General features: G+C 37.4%; 22 protein-coding genes. 5 read left to right on the top strand and 17 right to left on the bottom strand.

Annotation, left to right across the window (positions count from 1 at the left end):
• Nucleotides 1-82: 82 nt before the first annotated feature.
• The 15 genes from wecA to I6E82_RS00845 all read right to left on the bottom strand — a co-directional run bounded on the left by wecA (nucleotide 83) and on the right by I6E82_RS00845 (nucleotide 16,484).
• Nucleotides 83-1,165, bottom strand: coding sequence for a UDP-N-acetylglucosamine--undecaprenyl-phosphate N-acetylglucosaminephosphotransferase (gene wecA / locus I6E82_RS00915; protein ID WP_197116422.1), 1,083 nt, complete (start codon nucleotides 1,163-1,165; stop codon nucleotides 83-85).
• Nucleotides 1,166-1,258: 93 nt separating this feature from the next.
• A complete protein-coding gene (locus I6E82_RS00910) occupies nucleotides 1,259-2,083 on the bottom strand; it encodes a glycosyltransferase (protein ID WP_197116420.1) in 825 nt (274 codons plus the stop codon).
• Entirely contained in the window at nucleotides 2,083-3,285 is a 1,203-nt protein-coding gene (locus I6E82_RS00905) for an oligosaccharide flippase family protein (RefSeq protein WP_197116418.1), read from the bottom strand. Before I6E82_RS00905 ends, I6E82_RS00910 begins: the two co-directional genes overlap by 1 nt.
• A gap of 35 nt (nucleotides 3,286-3,320) precedes the next feature.
• Nucleotides 3,321-4,442 (bottom strand): hypothetical protein, encoded by a 1,122-nt coding sequence (locus I6E82_RS00900; protein WP_197116416.1) that lies wholly within the window; start codon nucleotides 4,440-4,442, stop codon nucleotides 3,321-3,323.
• A complete protein-coding gene (locus tag I6E82_RS00895; RefSeq protein ID WP_197116414.1) occupies nucleotides 4,420-5,625 on the bottom strand; it encodes a glycosyltransferase in 1,206 nt (401 codons plus the stop codon). Before I6E82_RS00895 ends, I6E82_RS00900 begins: the two co-directional genes overlap by 23 nt.
• Nucleotides 5,618-6,988, bottom strand: coding sequence for an O-antigen polysaccharide polymerase Wzy (gene wzy, locus I6E82_RS00890; protein WP_197116412.1), 1,371 nt, complete (start codon nucleotides 6,986-6,988; stop codon nucleotides 5,618-5,620). The genes I6E82_RS00895 and wzy overlap by 8 nt, the downstream gene beginning before the upstream one ends.
• An 8-nt stretch (nucleotides 6,989-6,996) precedes the next feature.
• Nucleotides 6,997-8,046, bottom strand: a complete 1,050-nt coding sequence (gene pseI / locus I6E82_RS00885; protein WP_197116410.1) for a pseudaminic acid synthase — start codon at nucleotides 8,044-8,046, stop codon at nucleotides 6,997-6,999.
• Nucleotide 8,047: 1 nt separating this feature from the next.
• Nucleotides 8,048-8,689, bottom strand: coding sequence for a formyltransferase family protein (locus I6E82_RS00880; RefSeq protein ID WP_197116408.1), 642 nt, complete (start codon nucleotides 8,687-8,689; stop codon nucleotides 8,048-8,050).
• Nucleotides 8,683-9,747 carry a UDP-2,4-diacetamido-2,4,6-trideoxy-beta-L-altropyranose hydrolase gene (pseG, locus tag I6E82_RS00875; protein WP_197116406.1) on the bottom strand — a complete coding sequence of 355 codons (1,065 nt, stop codon included), beginning with the start codon at nucleotides 9,745-9,747 and terminating at the stop codon, nucleotides 8,683-8,685. The genes I6E82_RS00880 and pseG overlap by 7 nt, the downstream gene beginning before the upstream one ends.
• On the bottom strand, nucleotides 9,744-10,427 hold the full coding sequence (gene pseF, locus I6E82_RS00870; RefSeq protein WP_197116404.1) for a pseudaminic acid cytidylyltransferase: 684 nt from the start codon (nucleotides 10,425-10,427) through the stop codon (nucleotides 9,744-9,746). Before pseF ends, pseG begins: the two co-directional genes overlap by 4 nt.
• 2 nt (nucleotides 10,428-10,429) lie before the next feature.
• Nucleotides 10,430-11,590: a UDP-4-amino-4,6-dideoxy-N-acetyl-beta-L-altrosamine transaminase gene (gene pseC / locus I6E82_RS00865; RefSeq protein ID WP_197116402.1), complete on the bottom strand. Its 1,161-nt coding sequence runs from the start codon at nucleotides 11,588-11,590 to the stop codon at nucleotides 10,430-10,432.
• A gap of 4 nt (nucleotides 11,591-11,594) precedes the next feature.
• Entirely contained in the window at nucleotides 11,595-12,614 is a 1,020-nt protein-coding gene (gene pseB, locus I6E82_RS00860; protein WP_197116400.1) for a UDP-N-acetylglucosamine 4,6-dehydratase (inverting), read from the bottom strand.
• A 42-nt stretch (nucleotides 12,615-12,656) separates the two neighbouring features.
• Complete coding sequence (locus I6E82_RS00855) at nucleotides 12,657-14,906, bottom strand: polysaccharide biosynthesis tyrosine autokinase (protein WP_197116398.1); 2,250 nt, start codon at nucleotides 14,904-14,906, stop codon at nucleotides 12,657-12,659.
• Between the two features lie 15 nt (nucleotides 14,907-14,921).
• A complete protein-coding gene (locus tag I6E82_RS00850; RefSeq protein WP_197116396.1) occupies nucleotides 14,922-15,356 on the bottom strand; it encodes a low molecular weight protein-tyrosine-phosphatase in 435 nt (144 codons plus the stop codon).
• Nucleotides 15,357-15,368: 12 nt separating this feature from the next.
• The gene (locus I6E82_RS00845) at nucleotides 15,369-16,484 is read right to left on the bottom strand and encodes a polysaccharide export protein (RefSeq protein ID WP_197098287.1); all 1,116 of its coding nucleotides are present in this window, start codon (nucleotides 16,482-16,484) and stop codon (nucleotides 15,369-15,371) included.
• A 379-nt stretch (nucleotides 16,485-16,863) separates the two neighbouring features.
• Between I6E82_RS00845 and I6E82_RS00840 the strand changes: the two genes are divergently transcribed.
• Nucleotides 16,864-17,001: a hypothetical protein gene (locus tag I6E82_RS00840; protein WP_197116394.1), complete on the top strand. Its 138-nt coding sequence runs from the start codon at nucleotides 16,864-16,866 to the stop codon at nucleotides 16,999-17,001.
• Between the two features lie 819 nt (nucleotides 17,002-17,820).
• Here I6E82_RS00840 and rfaH read toward each other — a convergent pair.
• On the bottom strand, nucleotides 17,821-18,303 hold the full coding sequence (rfaH, locus tag I6E82_RS00835; RefSeq protein ID WP_024592160.1) for a transcription/translation regulatory transformer protein RfaH: 483 nt from the start codon (nucleotides 18,301-18,303) through the stop codon (nucleotides 17,821-17,823).
• 676 nt (nucleotides 18,304-18,979) lie between these two features.
• On the opposite strand from rfaH, the gene I6E82_RS00830 reads away from it, so the two are divergent.
• Together I6E82_RS00830 and I6E82_RS00825 are read left to right on the top strand one after the other, a co-directional pair.
• Nucleotides 18,980-20,353, top strand: coding sequence for an MBL fold metallo-hydrolase RNA specificity domain-containing protein (locus tag I6E82_RS00830; protein WP_197116392.1), 1,374 nt, complete (start codon nucleotides 18,980-18,982; stop codon nucleotides 20,351-20,353).
• Nucleotides 20,354-20,474: 121 nt separating this feature from the next.
• A complete protein-coding gene (locus I6E82_RS00825; RefSeq protein ID WP_197116390.1) occupies nucleotides 20,475-20,612 on the top strand; it encodes a hypothetical protein in 138 nt (45 codons plus the stop codon).
• Between the two features lie 146 nt (nucleotides 20,613-20,758).
• Here the strand turns inward: I6E82_RS00825 and I6E82_RS00820 are convergent, their stop codons facing one another.
• Nucleotides 20,759-20,929, bottom strand: a complete 171-nt coding sequence (locus I6E82_RS00820) for a hypothetical protein (RefSeq protein ID WP_197116389.1) — start codon at nucleotides 20,927-20,929, stop codon at nucleotides 20,759-20,761.
• Between the two features lie 14 nt (nucleotides 20,930-20,943).
• Here I6E82_RS00820 and I6E82_RS00815 point away from each other — a divergent pair, with 14 nt between their 5' ends.
• Nucleotides 20,944-21,411 (top strand): REP-associated tyrosine transposase, encoded by a 468-nt coding sequence (locus tag I6E82_RS00815; protein WP_331459152.1) that lies wholly within the window; start codon nucleotides 20,944-20,946, stop codon nucleotides 21,409-21,411.
• A 638-nt stretch (nucleotides 21,412-22,049) separates the two neighbouring features.
• Nucleotides 22,050-22,187: a hypothetical protein gene (locus tag I6E82_RS00810; protein ID WP_197116387.1), complete on the top strand. Its 138-nt coding sequence runs from the start codon at nucleotides 22,050-22,052 to the stop codon at nucleotides 22,185-22,187.
• Nucleotides 22,188-22,283: the final 96 nt, after the last annotated feature.

Genomic DNA, 22,283 nt, shown 5'->3' with positions numbered 1-22,283 from the left:
GCTAACTTTATCAAAAACGAGGTATGAAACCTCGCCTACAATATATTCACCCTGTCCAAATTTACATCGCGCCCAAGTAATTTTACTTACTCGCTGAATATTGTTTTTCTGGTAGGTCTAACTTACGTCTGAAAAAGTTTATAATTTTACAGTAGTTAATCAGTACAACTAAATAAGCTGCAAAAATAACTATAAAACTATAAAACATTAAAAATTCTGGTATTACAAAAATCTCACCAATTATACCTATACTTGCAAATAAAGATGCAATTGAACATATTAAAATAAGTGTTTGTGTAGGCGAGCAACCTAAGCGTTGGCATATATGGTGTAAATGTTCACGGTCTGGCTTAAACGGAGATTTACCTTGTTTAACACGGCGTATCATAATTGCAGCCATATCCATTAATGGTAATGCAATTAACCACAATGCAGTTACTGGGCGTATCATAGGGTTCCCTGGAGTTTGGCTTGCGCCAATTAATAGCCAAATAACAGTAAAGCCAATCATCATACTTCCTGCATCACCCATAAATACTTTACGCTCACGACCTATAAGGCCCAGGTTCATAACAATATAAGGGATCATACATACAACCAATAACAAGCATAAATAACTTAAGCTTTGCTCATTAGCCATACTCAATAAAATACCAATCGCACCAAATGTAACTACCGAAAGGCCACCTAAAAGACCATCTATGCCATCAACCATATTAAAAGCATTAATACAGCCTATAACGGCTAATACGGTAATTAGCCCACCTACATAGCCATAGCCCAAGCTAATGTCACCAAACCCTAATATATCGCCAAGTGAAACCAACTCTGCTTGGGCAAAATAAATCATTGCTATAGATATAAGAGTTTGTATCAGCATGCGTATTTTTACGCTCAAGTCATACCTGTCATCTAATGCCCCAACAATGGTCAAGCCGGCAATGCAACACATAAACAAATTAGCGTGGTTAATCATACCAGGGTGTGAATATATGTATTGCACTATAGTAATACATATAGCGACTCCTCCAACTAAAGGTATATTACCTGTATGTACTTTACGGCCAGAAGGTTTATCAACTAAACCAACTTGTCGCGCCACTTTACGCATAAAAAACAACACCGCAAAAGCGATAAAAAAAGTAAATAGTAAATCAATGACCATTAAAGCCTCTATAATTTAGAGTCTGCTAATATAATTAAATTCAATTAACAAACCAAATAAGTACTAGTAAATATGAATTGGTATAAGTAAAAATCACCTAGCATTTTTATAAGCATACGCCATAATTTTTAGCGGCATAAGGTGGAATAAGAGTCTAGAAATAATTAGCAATGAGTTTTTTAAATTCACTCTTTTTAACTTGAACATGTATTTTATTCTAATAGAGAACTCGCTTAAGCCTTTGTTGAAACCATTACGCCGAGATATCGTACTTTCATTTAATCTGTAATCTAATAAAACTTCGTTAATATTGTAAAACTGATATCCTTGAACCAATAAAATAAACCAAAGAGCCATATCCTCTGTTAGCGCGGTATCAACAGGGTATCTTATACCACCTTTAAAAACTTCAACTCTGAACATAACCGTTGGATGTATAAGGGGACATCTTGTAACACTAAAATCGATGAGTTCATTATGCTCTTGCGGTAAATGTTTTGCTTCTAAAGCAAATGAAGCCCCGAATTCACGACACGAAGTTCCACAAACAGATATTTCAGGCTTACTTTCTAAAAGAGATACTTGTTTATCTACTCTAGAAAGATATGAAATATCATCAGAGTCCATTCTAGCAATATACTTAATTAGCTTATCTTCAAGTACTTGAGTTATTAAATCGTTTAATGTGCATGCTAGTCCTCGGTTTTTATCAAAAAATGTTATTTTTAACTTTTCGTTATTACAATCAATTGATAAAATAAATTCCCTTAAATCATCAGGTATAGGTCCGTCAATACCTAAAAATAAACATATATTTTTATATGATTGAAAAATAATACTATCTATCGCCTCTTTTACTAAGAGGGTGTTATCATTTTTATAGACTGTCATTAAAACAGCAACCTTCGGGGTATTCATTACTTATTTTCCTCTAAGGACATTAGAGCCCTTCGCTTTAATAATAAAACACAACAGCAATAAACGCCTAAAGATAGAAAAAAGAATTCTATTGATGAGGTTAAATTCATTGCAAACCCAGATAAAAAAAAGCAAGCACAAAATACTAAACTAAATAACTGGGTGCTAAAAATCTTCTTGGATGCACCTAGTGCATATAAACCATAATGATATATTTGTGAAATATTGAACAATAAAAACACTCCCCCCGCTAAAACAAATATATGCAGATCAGTGGCACTAACTTTATCGGGGAAAACAATCATACTCGCATAAAATGAAGGAACAAAAAGTAACGCGCAAAAGAAACTAATACCCCCCCCTGTTCTTAAAAAACCAGTAAAAACAGCCCTAAAATTCCCTTTAGAACTTTTAATTAAAATAGGGGCTTTAAAAACAAAAAACACAGAATCTAGCAGGCTATTTACAGCAAAAAATATACTCATTAATAAAACATAAGTAGCAGCAGTTTTTATCTCTAACAATCCTCCAGCTAAGGAGCGATCAAATGTAAATATCGCTTTAGAACACAACGCAGATAAAACTAAGGGATATGAAAACTTAATGGCCTTTTTAACCCAAACATAATCCATACAATACAATCGGTATACAACATAAAATATATTAAAGCGGAAAGTTGAGATTAATATTGCAGTTAAATTAGATACAAACCAAAGAAGCAGCACCTGATGAATACCTAAGTCACTTGATAGGTAGTTAAAGGTGAAAACAGCCGCAAGAAACACGACTGACTTGATAAAATATAAAAATGCAGAAAAAATAGGTCGACTTTTAAAAACCCACATCCTGTAACACTCATTAAAATAATGTTCTGTAATTAATACACCGCCAAGTAAAAACAAACTCTCGCCAATAAAAAAAGGCACGATCTCATTAAACAAAGCGATTATAGAAATAAGTAAAAAAACAAAAAAATAAACAAAAAAATAAAAGCTATATTGCTTAGACACAATTTTCAATAACGAATATTTATTACTAGAAAGGGCTACCTCACGATTAGCATAATTATATATATCTAAACCAACAATATATTGCAAATAAGCTATGGTAACAGTAATAATACCATAACTTATAAATTCTTCTGGGGATAAAACATTTGCAAAATAGAATAAGATGAAAAGTTTCGAAGATAAAGCTGTCATTCTTAATGACATTGAAAATAATTTTAATAGCATAGTTATAATCGACTAATTAAACAGGCTAACTCTCGTGCAGAATAAGCAATATAATAATCATCCTCATGAGACGCATTATACTTTTCCAAAAGCCTCTTAATTATTTCATCCGTATTTTCATTATCACCAGCAAGATATATAAACTTCTTTTTATTTTCAGCACAAACATAAGCCAATGTACTATCGTGCATGACAGGCCATAAAACCTCTAGTGGCGACAAACCTTTACAAGTTAAAATATTATCTAATGAGATTTCATAGTCAAAACGATCTCTTGGGTGCATTTGCAACAATGCATTAACGTTCCCAAGTTGCTTTATGCAATCAATAATTTTGTATGATATATGTTCATTAACCGTTGTAAAAAAACAAACAGAATCGGTATAATTTTCTGAAGGCTTTTTAATTAAAGGAACCGGCCCTACAATAAGAGTCCCACAAAAACCAACATTTATAATTTTTCTCTTCCAAAAATCCCCCCAACATAATAAAGGTGATTTAAAAAATTCTTTCGGTATCTTCGCATAGTCAGGATGCAAATCATGTATTACACCATGCTGAATTTCAATACTATTAGAACGAAGCTGTACCCTTTCTATTTTTGGAACAACGCAATTGCTAAAATAAACAACCTTTCCTTTAAGAAAAAATGATAATATTTTATTAAAATAAAAATCACCAACAGCTGCTTTGATACTGCCATTATGCACATTTAAATCTAAACCATTTAAATTTAACTGCCTTTGTAAATCTTTAAAAGAACGATAAAATAAAACGCAAGATAAAAGTCTAAAGAGGTACCTAAAAGCCTCGATTATAAATACATTCCCAGGTACACCATGCCCATCCTCCCTCAAGAATATTACTGTTTTCTTACTTACAAAAGGCTCAGAATTCAAAAGTGATAATAAATCATTTCTAGCCGCTAAAAAAATTACAACCTCAGCTTTAGAAAACCGGAGAAGCAAAAGCCTAAAAAAATAAGTTATATCATTCCAACTTAATTTAAATTGTGCTTTATATTGAGATGTTGGTAATCTATTGTGATTAAACCTGAAATAAGACCATACAGATGTACCTTTAATATTAATCCCCCAGTAATCAGGAAGAAATTGCTTTTGCATACAAACTCACCATTTTCTTATTGGAAAAACTACTTTTAAATAATGATAAACTTCTAGAAGCAAAAGTTTCCCTTACTTGTATGTTGCTTAACTCTGTAATAACAACGCATAACTCATTAATTAATGAGTCATCATCAAATGTCGATAGTAGTACTCCGTTGTCGTTAGCAGCGGTTAAATGACATCCACCCACGTCAGTTACAACAGGTACACAACCAGAACGTAAACCTTCTATTAAAGCTACAGGCAGCCCCTCTTCTGTACTAATACTTAAAATCAGATCTCCATATTTATAATTATTATAGGGTGCATCGGTGTTTCCGTGCAGAATAATTACTTGCTCTAAGTTAAGCTCTAAAATCCGTCTTTTTAACTTATTGTAGTCAGGGCCATGACCAAAGATATTCAATTTAACACTATTTTCTGAAATAAAATTGACGGGTAACTTTGCTATCGCTTCAACTAGTAAATACTGCCTTTTACGCGAGCATAAAGAGCCGGTAATATGCAGGTTTAAATTATCAATATTGCTCTGCTTGGGCGCTAACTCTGGTATACCATTAAGTATTAATTGTGTTTCGACCCCATACTTGTTTTGTAATTGAATACGGTTTTCTTCTGATAATACAACTACAGACTTAACCTTTGAGAGAGCGAACAAAAAGTCAGACTCTATATTTTTCAGGAAGTTAGTTTTTCTCATTTTAGGAAAAACATCTACCATAAAGCTAATTGGATCATTACTTCCATGTATAACAAAGATAATTTTATCCATTGAGTATCCTTGCTTTAGCAAGGTTATTAAACTCCAGATATCATGCACTATTAAATTTTTATCACCAGTACCCTGGCTAATAAATGACTTAACAAGCTTATCAGCCCGAGCTAAATGAAAAAGCTTGAAGTAGATTACAGCCATAAATGATGATTTATCCGCCTGTCTCCATAACCACATTCTTACTGACGACAGCACCAATATACATTTACTTTTTAAATTATATCCCAGAGAGGGGCTGTTGCTTTTTGGACCAACAGGCTTACTTGTGAATTGTTGATCCAAAGAATAAATAGAATGAGTCATTGCAAAACTAGACCATTGCCCTTTATCTAAAGATTTAACAACCGATGAAACACCTGTAGAGGCATTGATATATCCAGTATAAAAACTAATTACTTCAGCCATTTTTACCCCATTTATAACTGATTAATAACAAATATAATGTTGCTACGCTTATCAAAATAACCAGTATATTTATATAGTGAGGAAAGTACTCACCTCTTGCTGACCACAACATATGCTTTGCTAAGAAAAAACCAAGTAAAGCATAGATATAACTATAATTTTTTTTTGTATCTATTAATTTTGCTAAATACCCCAAAGCCATAGTACCTATAGAAATACCAAATAGTCCAAACTGGTAAAGCTGTGCGTAAATAGAAGAACCATAGCTTTTTCCTTCACTTAAGCATGACGCACAACTCAGGTAAGTAACTCTGGAGCCAATATTTGCTACCTCTTTATCTACAAAGCCTTGAACAGAGCTTCTAAGTGGATTTAAGGTATCTAGTAGGGGAGGAAGGTTAGATCCATAAACAAAAGTAGGATTATCGATAGCAATTTTAAGACCAATTATAGTGCCAAATTGGCCAATAAAATAATCAAAAACTGAAAACGAAAATATATCAAAGCTTTCACCTTCTCTATAAAACAGCATAGCAGCCATCAGATAAACAGATATAAGTGCAAAAACTGCTAAATAAAATATAAGTTTTATTCTTTTTAGCATATTTTCATTTAAAACCATTTTTGAATCTAAGTTTATTAAAAATAGAACTTGGATTATTCCTGTAAGAATCCATACTCTTTGACCAGCTAAGCCATGAATTATAGCCTCAGCTATAATAAGCCATAAAATGACATTTTTTGTTTTTAGGGACTCTGAGAGAAGGTATGCAATAGGTGCTAATATTATAAATACGTAAGCAAAAATAGCTTCTACTATAGAGGAAGAAAAGCCTTTACTATATATGGCTTCAAACCCATGTTCAGAAACAAATTGGAGTAACTCGTACCTTCGATAGATCAAAACTAAAAATGATAACAGTAAGATTGGAAGAACAATATTCATATATCGTGTTTTTCTTATGTGACTTTCTCCACTAACTGGTGAAGGTAACATATACCCAAAAAGAAAAGAGGTAATAGCAATACCTATGAGTAAACCAATTGTCTTTATGTGCGAGACACTTAATATCTCTGGACTAAACTTATAGCTGACCCACTCACCTTCAAATAAAAAAGATATATATATTAAGGGTATGAAAAAAACAAAAAAGTTCCCAATTAAAAATAGAGACTTTAGAGAGATAACATTCTGATATTTAACAAATGATAGATAAATAATAAAGATACCTAGAGCTAGATAGAAAAAGCCTAAGTACCTTACATTTAATTCAAAAACAATCTGAGTTACAGCAAGTAAAACTGTGATTATAAAAGCAACATAAAAATCCACTAAGGAGTTTTTGTCAATTAAAGCTTTCATCAGACCTCTTATCTAAAAAGTTCATCGATAATAGGAGTACCTTTAAAAACAGCTTTTTTAGCCTGCTTACCTATTACGTCATGTAGATACTTAGGCGCTAGTCCATAACCTGGTCTTATACTTCTTACATTATCATGTGTAAACATCTCACCTTCAGCAATATCTTTTACTACATACAGTGAGCGCCTAAATATCATATTCCCCTTTTCACTTTCTTTACGTTCATAATTGACTTTACCCGTGGCTGCCCATGCAATTTTACTGTCATGACACAATTGCTTTAATTCAGGCTCTTCTAGTGAAAAACTATCATCTGGTCCGCCACCATCTCTATTAAGCGTAACGTGCTTTTCTATTAAACATGCACCCAATGCGACTGAAGTAACCGCTGTTGTATTATCTATTGTATGGTCTGATAACCCTGTTAATACATCAAAACGTTCAGCCATATCCGGTATTGTTGCGAGGTTATAATCTTCTGACGGGGCTGGGTAGCCACTTACACAATGCAAAACAACAAGCTCTTTACACCCTGCATTTCTTGCTGTTTCGACTGCTTCACGAATTTCTTCTTCGTTAGCCATACCTGTCGATATAATCATTGGCTTACCTGTTTTAGCAACGTACTCTATTAATGGTAAGTCAATGGCTTCAAATGATGCTATTTTATAGGCAGGCGCCCCAAGCTCTTCTAATAAATCAACGGCAGTTGAATCAAAAGGGGAGCTAAAAATAGTGATACCTAGCTCTTTTGCCTTTGCAAACAATGGCTTGTGCCATTCCCATGGCATATGTGCCTCTGTGTACAAATCATACAGAGTTCTGCCATCCCATAGTCCACCATTAATTTTAAAATCGGGTTTATCTGAGTCTATTGTTAACGTATCTTGTGTGTAGGTTTGTAATTTAATTGCATCTGCACCACATCGCTTTGCCATTTCTAATATTTCAAATGCGCGATTTATATCGCCGTTATGGTTAGCTGATAACTCAGCAATAATATAGGGAGGAAAGTCTGGTCCAATTTTTCTATCTTCAATTGTAATAAATTTATTCATTTTAGTACTTCTCTACTTTAATTTTATATTTGCAACCATTTATATAGAAATAAGCAGGAAAACGTTCAGGATCGCATACCCTAAGCTGATTAAACTGCTCTTTTAATGATTGATTAATGTTCAGTTCACTATCTTCTGGCGTCCGCTTTCGCAGATAGTTAGATGCGATCTCATCTTGCGCTTGAGGCTTCACACTATTTATATTCTCACACGCCCAAGATAGTAAAAGTAATTCAGCATCAAACAGCTTTTTATTTATTTCATCATAAAGCTCTGTGCCATCTAACTGAATATCAATTTTTTTCCATATTCGACCTGTATCTACTTTATCTTCAGCTTCTAAAAGTGAAAGTACTATTTTACTTTCACCATTAATAACAGCCCAGATATGTGGACTCCAGCCTCGGTTTTTAGGTAAGTCACTCGCATGTAATACAAGGGTATGATCAAATAGTTCTCTATGGCGTGTTTTTACGATTTCTGTGCAAGAAACTAAGAATAGAATGTCGCCGCGTGCACTAACTTCATTTATTGATGTAAACAAATCAATGGTATATTTTTTACTGTTTACTTCTTTCCACATTTCTAAACATTTAAAAACTGGGTGATTTTTATCAGAACAAATGAGTGTAACTCTTAACATATCCCCATAACCTCTTCTATTTTATTCACTGCTCGTTCACACCCTCTACCATCGCACAATGCAAAGCTATTATTGCTATAAGTTTGCCAATCTGTAATAAGCCGATTCAATGCTAACGGTAATTCGCTATCTATGTCGTTCAAGTTTATTAATATAGCCGCATGCGCTTTTTCAAGCTCCGTTGCAATCATATTTTGGTTCTGTGCAATCGGCACTAAAATTGATGGTATACCTAAGCAAGCCCTTTCCCAAGAAGTTGAACCAGGCGCACCAATGGCAATACTAAATTTGCTCATCAACTCTGCCATGTCATCTACAAATTCAATATGCTTAACCCACGATGCATGAATTGCCGCAAACTCTTTTACTTGGCTGTAATTTGGTGAACGCTGACTTAGTAAAACAGTAGTGGGTATTTTTTTTGTTTCTTTTGAAAGTGCTTTTAATACTTTTAAGGAGGAGTTAGGCATATCTATTCCACCCATGGTGATTAAAATCTCATGCTCTTGCGGGATTTGTTTTTTCAAATACTTACGTATTTCAGAAAAGCCAGGCTTTAATAAGGCGTAGTCCGTTCCGCTTAATACTGTACATGGATGTGTACTTTTATATTCACTAGGCTGCCTGTTAAGTGTTTGATCAAGTAAAATGGTTGCACTATGATCCCTTACTAAATCATCAATCACCATTAGCGCACAATCTAATTTACTTTTAACCTGCTCATGCCAAAACTTATTAATACCGTAATGATCTACAATAACTAAATCGGCACTTCCAACTTTACTGATAAAATCCTGACTATCTTGGTGCTCACTTACTTGTAGCCATGCTGAGTAATCAGCAGTATTAGTTGGTGTTCGCCAAGTTTTTGGTTTAACTAAATCAATTAGTTTGAATCCCTTATTATGAATAAAAGCATTGAGGTTTGACACCTGCTCACGAGTAGCAAATATAACATTATGGCCCGCAAGCTTAAGCGCTTGCGCCAATACTAAGCAGCGCATAACATGCCCACTACCAATATGCTGTGAGGCATCAACTCTTACAACGACTTTCACGATAGTGCCTTATATAGTGCTTCGGCTAACTCCCAATCCTCTTGGGTATCAATATCTTGTACACGTTTACGCGGCAGTAAAATAGCTTTTGATTGTGGTGAAAAAAAAGCTTTTCGTTGTAAAAAAGCAGTTTTAGTACCCCAATAAAACTGTCCGGCATCATGATATGCTTCTTCTAGGTCTTGCGAACGAGTATTTAAATGTTCTGGCTGAAACATTTCAACACATTGTGCACCATTAAGCTTTAAGGCTCTTTGAATTGGAAAAGGAAAACTTGTTGCACTGAAGGCGTAATCTATATTATTCGATGTCAGCTCTACAAATCCGCGCTGGATAAACTCAGGTATTAAAAAAGGAGCGGTTGCATATATACAACATACATTTTCAACGCCCCATTCCTGTAACTCGGTATACTCAACAGCATGCTTTATTACATCAAGCGTGGTTGCATAATCATCCGCAATATTAGCAGGGCGCATAAATGGTACTTCTGCCCCATATTGTATTGCAGTATCAGCTATTTCAGCATCATCTGTAGAGACAATTACTTTATCAAAACAATTACTTTTTAAAGCTGCTTCAATGGAATAAGCAATCATTGGCTTACCGTGAAACTCTTTAATATTTTTTCGAGGTATGCGTTTACTTCCACCACGTGCAGGGATGATTGCTATATTCATGATTAGGCTTCTAATATTAGTGTTAGTTTACTGATAACTTCATCTTGCTGCTCATGGGTCATACCATGAAACATCGGCAATGAAATAGCATTACTGTAATAACTCTCTGCATTTGGAAAGTCACCTTTTTTAAAGCCCATTTTTTGGTAATAAGGCTGTAAGTGAACAGGAATATAATGCAGGTTAACACCAATACCGTTTTCTCTTAGCTCGTCAAACACTTCTTTATGCGTTTTGCTAATTTCATTTAGGTTTAAACGAATAACATATAAATGTAAGCCAGAATAAGTTTTAGGTAACTGATAAGGCAGTACAATCGGTAAACTGGCTAGTTTTTCATAATAACGCATAGCTAATTCATGACGTGCAGAAACAAACTCACTTAAGCGACTCATTTGCGACACACCCAGTGCAGCTTGCAGCTCTGTCATGCGGTAGTTAAAACCTAAATCCACTTGCTCATAATACCAACCACCATGGGATACATTTTCCATTAATGCTTCGTCACGTGTTATTCCATGGCTACGGTAAAGTGCCATTTTGTCTGCAAGTGCTTTGCTATTAGTTAATGCCGCACCACCTTCTGCAGTGGTAACAATTTTAACAGGGTGAAAGCTAAACACGGTAATATCACTGTATTCACATGAGCCAATTGGTTGTTCTAAGTAACGCCCGCCTATTGCATGTGAAGCATCTTCAATGACTTTAAAGCCATATTCTACTGATAACGCATGGATTGCTTTCATGTCACATGGCTGACCACACAAATGCACTGCAACTAAAACTTTAGGCAAAGCGCCTTCTTTTTTAGCATGGATCAGCTTTTCTTTTAATGCTTTAGGGCAAAGGTTATAAGTTGCGGGGTCTATATCAACAAAATCTACTGATGCGCCACAATACAAACCACAATTAGCTGAGGCTACAAACGTGATAGGTGTTGTCCATAATGTATCACCTGCCCCTAGCCCAAGCGCCAAACAAGCAACATGCAAAGCTGACGTTGCACTATTAACGGCAAGTGCGTGATCCGCACCTGTCGCTTTCATAAGTGCATTTTCAAAAGCGGGGACTTGTGGCCCCTGCGTCAAAAAATCCGACTTTAGAACATTAACCACTGCATCAATATCTGCTTGAGTTATATCTTGCTTTCCATACGGTATCATTTTGTTAGCCTTGCACTTCAAATGATGGATCTACATGGTCAATAATAAGTTTACGCAAACCCTCTACTGTTTCCCATTCAGTATTTGTTCCTGAGTTGTATTTAAAACCGAACGGTACTTTTTCAGCTTTATGGTGAGCAAGGTATTCTTCCTCGCTGTATGTATACGATACAGATGGTAAAATTGCGTAGTAAGGACCCAAATCAATCGTATTTAAAGAGTCAGTATCTGTAATCATTTCTTCATGTAGTTTTTCACCTGGGCGAATACCTACATCACGCGTTTCGCATTCAGGTGCTACGGCTTCTGCGATGTCTAAAATTTTGTATGACGGGATTTTAGGGATAAATATCTCACCACCTAAATGGTTGCCTAAGGCAAACATAACTAAATTAACGCCATCCTGAAGCGATATATTAAAACGCGTCATTTCATTGTGTGTGATTGGTAAAACACCTTCTTTTCGTTTTTCTAAAAAGAAAGGAATAACAGAGCCGCGAGAGCCCATTACATTACCATAACGAACAACGCTAAATTTAATATCTTTAGAGCCGCGAATATTGTTAGCAGCAGCAAATAATTTATCTGATGCTAATTTAGTTGCACCGTATAAGTTAATTGGTGCACATGCTTTGTCTGTCGATAGAGCAACAACATCTTTTACACCACATGCTAATGCAGCATGAATAACATTTTCAGCACCATCTATGTTTGTACGAATACATTCTGTTGGATTGTATTCAGCGGTATCAACCTGCTTAATAGCTGCTGCGTGAATAATTACATCAACACCTTCACAGGCTTGCGTTAAACGTTCTTTGTCGCGAACATCACCAATAAAAAAACGTAATTGCGGGTAATCGTATGCTGGGTATTTTTGTTTTATTACAGATTGCTTTAATTCGTCACGCGAATAGATGATTATTTTTTTTACATCTGGGTAGCGCGCTAAAATAGTTTCTATAAATTTCTTACCGAATGATCCAGTGCCACCCGTGATTAAAACTGTTTTATTGTTTAACATATTATTTCCATAAAAATTTAAATTAATCTAAGTATATTGGATTTACTTGTCCGATTTATACTCATAATTGTAATAGCCGTAATACCCATACGCATTACTCGCTTTTTTAACAACACCGTTAAATACCACGCCTTTTACATCTATACCATTTTGCTCAAAACGGTTACGTGTGAGTTCTATTTCACGTACATGGTTTTGGCCAAAACGTGCCACTAGCAAAGTAGTGCCTGTATGCGTACTTACTATTGCGGGGTCAGTTACTGCAAGTATTGGAGGGGTATCGATAATTATAATGTCGTAAGCTGCACTTACTTCTTCAACTAATTTGCTAAAGTTGCTATGCATTAATAGTTCTGAAGGGTTTGGCGGTATTTGCCCACGCGTAATAACACTTAAGCCTTCAACCTTGGTTGGTTTAGTAACTTGCTCTAGGTTTAAACGGCCAGATAAGTAATCACTTAAGCCATCGTCCCATTTTAAACCAAACTGGGTTTGTAAGTAGCCTTTACGCATATCGGCATCAATAATAAGTACTTTTTTACCGCTTTGCGCAAGTACTGAGGCTAAGTTAACCGATATAAACGATTTACCCACACTTGGGCTTGGGCCCGATATAGCAATAATATTATTTTTAGCTTCCATCATCGCAAAGTGCAGGCTCGTACGTAAGCTACGTAGCGCCTCAATTGCTAGGTCGGCTGGGTTGTCGAGCGCTAATATACTTTTAGGCTTGTTCGTTTTATTTTTGCGGGCTCTCTCGGCAAAGCCACTTAGTTTATCTTGATAATCTGAGTGCGGTACACTTGCGTATACAGGTAAGCCTAGTGCTTCAATTTCAGCTGGGTCTTCAACGCCTTTGTGCATTACCTTTTGTATAAGCACAATTGCCACAGCTAACATACCGCCGAGCAATGTTGCCATTGCCACTATTAATGCTTTTTTAGGTTTAACTGGCTTGCTGGTATTTACCTCGGCGTAGTCAATAATACGTACGTTACCTACGGTGCCTGCGCGCACTATATCTAGCTCTTGTGTTTTGCTAAGCAGTAACGTGTAAATTTGGTTACTTACTTCAACATCGCGCTTTAAGCGTAGTAGCTCTTGTTGAGTTTCTGGCAGGTTACCTACCTCACCAACAAGCTCTTGCTTTTGGCTTTCAACCGCTTCTATTTGTTCCAATATACCTTGATATGAAGGGTGATCTTTTTTAAACTTACGGCCAATGTCTAAGCGTTTTAGGTTTAGCTCTTGTAACTTAGTTTCAAGTTTAACAACTTGTTCAAGCACGCCTTGGGTCTCAAGGGTTATATTTATTGATTGGCGTTTAATTTGATAGTCGTTAAAGCGTTGCTCTGCGTACTCAAGCTGTTTTTTAATTTCAGGTAATTGTACTTCTAAAAACTCAAGCGACTTTTGCGCCTCTGCGCTGTTGCGCTCAACATTGCGACGTACATAAATAGCTGCTACTTTATCAAGCACTTTTTCAGCGTAGTTAGGTTTAGTACTCTGTAAGCTTAAGTTAATTATGCCTGAGTCTTTACCTTTTTCGCTTGCACCAATTGCAGTTTGCAGGTCTAAAATAGTATTTAAGCGATCTTTACGGGTAATTGTAAACTCTGTACCAGGGCGTGCATTTAAAGTACGTATGGTTAAGTTAAATTTACCATTTGTAAGTTCTTCGCCCACTTTACCCGATAATATTTGCTCGCCGTCACCATTTAAAAGTGCAAGGCTATTATTAGCTTGCGCAACTAGAGTAAATGTTTTATTAACAGCAGTACGTGGTACGTCAAACCTAAATACATTAATGCTCTCGCCACCCCATGCGAAGCTACTAGCACCAAAGCTTGGCTCAGCTAAGTCGCCATCTTCCATTGGGCTAAAAGTACGATAAGCTCGGCTACCTATAAAGGGGAATAGTTTAGGCTCTGCTATTACATCAAGCTTTAAAGTGTCTACAGCCTCGCCTATTATACTACGCGACTTTAATAGCTCTATTTCGGTTATTGCAGCCGATGTACTTTCGAACATGCCTGCCATATCATCAAAACCAGGGACTGATGCGCCGCCGTCTTCAACTTGTATCATGGCTGTTGCTTGGTAAACAGGGGTACTTAATACTGCATAAATAACACCTACAAACATAAACAGTGCGGTTACCGCTACTATAAAATATTTGCGATCGAGCAATGCGCCTAATAACGCCATTAAATCAATTTCTTGCGTTGGTTGTGTGTTATTAGTGTTTTTATTATTAGCGTTACTAGCGCTGTTATTCGGCTGGGTATTCATTAAATTAGCCATTCCTTATAAATACTTTTGCCAAGCGCTACACGCGCTGTCGATTAATGTATAAACGTGCTCAAAAGCCTCTTGGCTTTGGCGGTATGGGTCTGGTATTTCGGCGTTATTAATCCACTTACCGAGTAAAAACGTTTTACCTCGCGCCTCTGGATAGCGAGCATGTACGTCGTTCAAATGGCGTTCTTCCATTACGAGTATTACGCTGTTTTGCGCTACTAAACTTGATGTAAGCTGCTGGCCTTGGTGATCATCCATATTAACGCCATGTACGAGCGCTATTTGTTTTGCTTTTGCATCTGCTGGCTTGCCTTCAAGTGCTGTTAAACCAGCAGACGATACTTTAATATTTTTACCTTCAAGCTTTTGCTTTAAAACATACTCACCTGTTGGGCTGCGGCAAATGTTACCTGCACATACAACTAAAACTGAATCAAACATTTTCAAAAACCCTTAGTTTGATGAAATATCGTCTAGGCTATCAACCGATGCTACCGACGGTAATAATAAGCTTATTACACGGTTCCAACGGGCAAGTGGTGCCGATGTTACATATACAATGTCGCGCGGTTGTAGTTCAAACTGCTCAGCTAATACCATTGCCGCTATATTTTTAGCGTGTAATTGGTATACGTTTGCAATAACACCGGTTTGCTCTAGGTCACTTTTACGCAGTACAAATACGCCGTTAGCGTCTGCTGTTGCTTCGTTTAAGCCGCCCGAGTCGCTTAGCGCTTCGGCCAAGTTTAAACCATAACGGTTAAGCGTTACTGAACCTGCTTTTTTAACATCGCCTAATACAAATATTTTTTGTGCATCGTTACGATTTACATGCACTATGTCGCCATGTTGCAATAAACGATTTTGCGAAATGTCACCATGGGCATAAAAATCATCAAGTTTAATAACTTCTGTTTTGTCGCCACGGGTAAATGTTACTGTGCGCCAATCGGCTGCATCAGTTAAGCCGCCGGCTTGGTTTAGCGCATCAATAAGGGTAAGTGGAATTTCGGTTACTGGGTATACACCAGGTTGCTTTACTTCACCGGTAACGTAGGTTTTTTGGCTTCTAAAGCCAACTACTTTTACGTCTACTTGAGGGTCTTCTATCACTCGGCTTAGGCGTTTTACAAGCTCGTTACGTACTTGGCTTATTGTTTTACCTGCTGCGGGTATATTTGGTGCGTAGGCGTAAGTAATGGTGCCGTCTCGTTGCACTCTAAAACCGTCAAACTCTGCGGTACGTTGTACTGCTGCCGGTATTGTTAGCTCTGGGTGATCCCATACGCCTATGGTTAGTACGTCGCCAACACCTAGTTTGTATTCGTAGTTACTTACGTTTAAACCATCGGTGCTTGAAATTGGTTTAGCTGCTATACGCGCTTGGTTTTGTTTATTTATTAGTAGCGAGTCGATTATTTGAATGTTTACTTTTTCGAGATCTTGTTCGAGGTTTTGTGTTTGCTCGCCTGAGTCTATACCTTCAAAGTGGCTGCCTGGTACTATTGTACAGCCGGTCATGCTTAGTATTGCGAGTATTGATGCGAGTGATTTACAGCTTAACGCCATTGTAGAATCCCAAAATTATTTAAATATTGCACTTACTCACCAACCTTGGTGAGCACTTGTATTTTAGCCGACTAATTAAAGCATGTGCACTATTGTGAAGCAATAGTCTTTGCTTTGTAAAAGCTTTGTTACTAAGTTTTTAATTAGCACTGAAATTATATCAGTATTTTCATAAGGTCTTTATGAATAAATTTAATTGATAGCCGTTTTCAGTAAAACACTTAACGCATTAATCACCAATCGTACAAAGAGGAGTAAATGAGAAGCCATTTAAACAAGTACTTTATGGCTGCTTACTTCTCTAAAGCTCAGTGCCCTCGACATCTTCAGATTAACCACTTAAAGCTTTATTGCACAAAGAGAAGCGAATGAGGAGTAAATGAGAAGCCATTTAAACAAGTACTTTATGGCTGTTTACTTCTCTAAAGCGCAGCGCCCTCTTGGCCTCTTTGTGAATAGACCTTATTACGAGCTTTGCTCGTCACGCCAGCAAGCTGCGCGTCTACAAGTGAATTAACCACGGTGTTAAACTTTGCCGCTGGGCTTTCACACGAATAGCACTCTTAGCTTATTTTTGAATAAACTCATTGATAATTGCACAAAGAGAAGCGAATGAGGAGTAAATGAGAAGCCACTTAAACAAGTGCTTATGGCTGTTTACTTCTCTAAAGCGCAGCGCCCTCTTAACCTCTTTGTGAATAAATCACTTAAAGCCTTATTGCACAAAGAGAAGCGAATGAGGAGTAAATGAGAAGCCATTTAAACAAGTGCTTTATGGCTGCTTACTTCTCTAAAGCGCAGCGCCCTCGACCTATTCAGATTAACCACTTAAAGCTTTATTGCACAAAGAGAAGCGAATGAGGAGTAAATGAGAAGCCATTTAAACAAGTGCTTTAGGCTGTTTACTTCTCTAAAGCGCAGCGCCCTCGACCTATTCAGATTAACCACTTAAAGCTTTATTGCACAAAGAGAAGCGAATGAGGAGTAAATGAGAAGACATTTAAACAAGTACTTTAGGCTGCTTACTTCTTTAAAGCGCAGTGTGCTCTTAACCCTTTTGTGAATAAACCCTATTACGAGCTTTGCTCGTCACGCCAGCAAGCTGCGCGTCTACAAGTGAACTTAACCGCGTAGCTTTAAGTGCTTTAGGCACGCTTCCGCCCTTAGGTTACAGTTCCTAGTTACTGATATAAAACTATTTTTTCGCGGCATAAAGCCGCTGCTACGTTTTAATTCACGCAGTGTAAAACCGCTGCTACGTTTTAATTCACGCGGTGTAAAACCGCTGCTACGTTTTAATTCACGTGGTATAAAGCCGCTGCTACGTTTTTAGTTATTATTGCTTAATATCTTTATTATCTACACTTACTTCAATTTTTTGATTAAGTAAGTTAATTAGTAAAATACTGCGCAAGTCGCCGTCTGGCTCTTTGTATATTGCTTGTATATTACTGAATGAATCGTTGTTAACACTTACTACATCACCTGTTTTTGGTATTTGTGATTCAGTAGTGTGTGAACGTTCATTTTTTAGCTGGTCAATTATGTGCTTAGAAACCAACTGATAATTTGCTCCATAAGAAACAAAACCGCCTATTCCACGGGTGTTTTTTACAGCAGAAAAGTTACCATTTTTTGATTCAAGGCATACAAATAAATAATTAGGGAATAAAGCAGTGTGTTTGACGGTCCGACGACCTTTAACCAACCTTTCGGTAGTTAATTTGGGGTAAAACGCTTCAATCCCTTGATTTTGCAAGTTAGTTTTCGCTCGCTCTTCTTGCTTAGGTTTGCATACGACTAAATACCAACATTCCATAGTAGCCCTTAATACATAACTAAATTGCAAAAAATACAATTCCAAACTAAACAACGGCGGCATTATAGCCAACATAGAGTGCCTATGTAAATACGCCTTAGTGGTTAATAGCCACTCACTTTGATAAATATTGTTATTGAGTTTAAAGGGAGTAAAGGCCTTAACGCTAGTTTAGTACCTATAAAGCTATGTTTAGATTGGGCTAAACAAAAGTTTAGCCGCGAAAATTTATTAAAAACTTTAATTAATATTTTTTTAATAAATATACAAGTAAGAGCGCGAAGTAAATTCACACCTACCGGTTGGTACATGTTTGTAGGTGAGGTTTTATACCTCGCTTGTTGTTAGTAGTTAAAATATGAGCGCGAAGTAAATTCGTCCCTACCGGTTAGTACATGTTTGTAGGTGAGGTTTTATACCTCGCTTGTTGTTAGGAGTTAAAGTATGAGCGCGAAGTAAATTCGCACCTACAGGTTGGTACATATTTGTAGGTGAGGTTTTATACCTCGCTTGTTGTTAGGAGTTAAAACATGAGCGCGAAGTAAATTCGCACCTACAGGTTGGCGCATGTTGTAGGTAAGGTAATTAATTTAGCTCAAGCGTTAGAACCTTGAATAATTATGGCTTTACTTCTACCTTAAAATTCAATGTAACAAATTGATGACAAGGAAGCACAATGCAAATACTTCACCACGGAGCGGTTAATGGCGTTACTGGTTCGTGCCACGAGTTGGTAGTTAACAAGCAAACAAGTGTGCTTATTGATTGCGGGTTATTTCAAGGCGAAGACTCTAAAGCCGACCTTTCAATTGAGTTTAATATTACCCATGTTACTGCGCTTATTGTTACCCATTGCCATATTGACCATGTTGGTAGAATTCCTTACTTATTAGCAGCGGGTTTTAAGGGCCCTATTTTTACAAGTATTGCATCAGCCAGTTTATTACCTTTGGTAATTGAAGATGCTTTAAAAGTAGGTGTAACCCGCGACCCTAAAATTATAGCTGCCTGCTTAAGCTTATTAAATAAGCGCATAGTAGCTGTTGATTATAAAACGTGGTTTGAACTACCTTGCAAAGGGCTCAATAAAGCTAAGGCGAGATTTCAGCGTGCTGGGCATATATTGGGCTCTGCCTACGTTGAAATTGATATTACAAATAGTGATAACAACAAACATCGCGTTGTATTTTCAGGAGACTTAGGTGCGCCATACACCCCGTTACTCCCTTCGCCTAAAGCGCCTTATAAAGCCGACACCCTAGTTATTGAATCAACCTACGGTGATAAAAATCACCAAGGCCGTAAAGAGCGTACAAAAACGCTAAAAAGCATTATTGAACGCGCCGTAGCCGACAACGGCGTTGTTTTAGTACCGGCTTTTAGTATTGGCCGCACACAAGAGCTGCTATATGAGCTTGAGCAACTCATACATAGCTCATCTAAAAAGTCTAAGTGGCGAGACATTCACGTAATACTCGACTCCCCTATGGCAGCCAATTTTACTGAGCAATACAAAAAGTTTAAGCACCTATGGGATAGCGAAGCCAAACGCAAAGTTGCAAACGGTAGGCACCCGCTCGATTTTAAAAACCTAACTACGGTTGATTCACACAAAGAGCACATGGCTGTTATTAACTATTTAAGTTCGCGGCAAACACCAGCCATAATATTAGCAGCAAGCGGTATGTGCACTGGTGGCCGAATAGTTAATTATCTTGAGCGATTTTTAAATGACAAAACCACTGATGTATTGTTTGTAGGTTACCAAGGTAATAAAACGTTAGGTCGCGAAATTCAAAAATATGGCCCACGTAATGGGTATGTTTTTATAAATGATGCTCGCATAACTATAAACGCAAAAGTACATACAATTAATGGTTATAGTGCCCATGCCGATCAAAACGGATTAATTAAGTTTGTAACGGGTATGCATAAAAAGCCAAGCCTGATAAAAATTGTGCATGGCGATGATGATGCAAAAAACGCGTTAGCCGCAAAGTACAAAGAGGTTTTAGGTAATGATGTTGAAGTTGAGATAGGTAGATCGTAGGCGTGAAGCTTGCTCGCGCAATTTGATAAATACATAAAAGCTGCGCTTTTAGTGCGCCAGCAAGCAAGGCGCCTACATGATCACCATACACCGAGGATAAAAATCCACGTAGGCGTGAAGCTTGCTCACGCAATTTGATAAATACATAAAAGCTGCGCTTTTAGTGCGCCAGCAAGCAAGGCGCCTACATGGTCACTACACCGAGGGTAAAAACCCACGTAGGCGTGAAGCTTGCTCACGCAATTTAATACATACGTAAAAGCTGCGCTTTTAGTGCGCCAGCAAGCAAGGCGCCTACATGGTTACATACATCGAGGGTAAAAATCCTCGTAGGCGTGAAGCTTGCTCACGCTGTTTGATAAATACGTAAAAGCTGCGCTTTTAGTGCGCCAGCAAGCAAGGCGCCTACATGGTCACATACACCGAAGGTAAAAATTCACGTAGGCGTGAAGCTTGCTCACGCAAATTAATAAATACGTAAAACGGTACTTTAAAAGCGCCAGCAAGCAAGGCGCATACATGCTCACCATACACCAAGGATAAAAATACACGTAGGCGTGAAGCTTGCTCACGCAATTTAATTTATTCAAATGGAAATTAATTATATGGCTAACACACATAAACGTTTAAAAGGACGCTGCACTTCGGTAAACGCTTATTACTCTATTACAATTTGTTGTGATTTTCGTAAGCCATTATTTGCTAACTTTTTATGTGCTCGGCTAATTGCGAGTGAACTCATTAAATTTTCAAGAAACAATTCACTTAATACTATCTGCTACGTAATCATGCCTGATCATATACATTGGATTTTACAGTTAAATAGTAGCCTTGACCTCTCAAACCTAGTTAGGAATTTTAAAAACATTACAACTTATAGACTTAATAAACATAGCGGTACACACGGAAAGATATGGCAATCAAATTACTATGACCACAAAATAAGAAATGATGAAGATTTAATAGGTCAAGCGAGGTATATAGTGGCAAACCCTTTACGTGCGGGCTTAGTGGACAACATAAGGAAATACCCATATTGGGATTGTGTTTACTTGTAAAAACGGTGGCTTTAAAGCGCCAGCAAGCAAGGCGCCTACATGGTCACATACACCAAGGGTAAAAATCCACACAGGCGTGAAGCTTGCTCACGCAAATTAATAAATACGTAAAAGCTGCGCTTTTAGTGCGCCAGCAAGCAAGGCGCCTACATGGCCACATACGCCGAGGGTAAAAATCCACGTAGGCGTGAAGCTTGCTCACGCTATTTGATAAATACGTAAAAGCTGCGCTTTTAGTGCGCCAGCAAGCAAGGCGCCTACATGATCACATACACCGAGGATAATAATCCACGTAGGCGTGAAGCTTGCTCACGCAAATTAATAAATGCGTAAAAGCGGTGATTTTAGTGCGCCAGCAAGCAAGGCGCCTACATGGTTACATACACCGAGGATAATAATCCACGTAGGCGTGAAGCTTGCTCACGCAAATTAATAAATGCGTAAAAGCGGTGATTTTAGTGCGCCAGCAAGCAAGGCGCCTACATGATCACATACACCGAGGATAATAATCCACGTAGGCGTGAAGCTTGCTCACGCAAATTAATAAATGCGTAAAAGCGGTGATTTTAGTGCGCCAGCAAGCAAGGCGCCTACATGATCACATACACCGAGGGTAAAAATTCACGTAGGCGTGAAGCTTGCTCACGCAATTTGATAAACATGTAAAAGCTGCGCTTTTAGTGCGCCAGCAAGCAAGGCGCCTACATGGTCACTACACCGAAGGGGAAAATACACGTAGGCGTGAAGCTTGCTCACGCAAATTAATAAATGCGTAAAAGCGGTGATTTTAGTGCGCCAGCAAGCAAGGCGCCTACATGGACGCATACACCAAGGATAAAATCCACGTAGGCGTGAAGCTTGCTCACGCAATT

The sequence above is a fragment of the Pseudoalteromonas sp. NZS11 genome (genome assembly GCF_015864765.1).
Classification (GTDB): Bacteria; Pseudomonadota; Gammaproteobacteria; order Enterobacterales; family Alteromonadaceae; genus Pseudoalteromonas; species Pseudoalteromonas arctica.
Note: the sequence above shows the minus strand (reverse complement) of the source record. Positions and strands in the feature narration are given on the sequence as shown.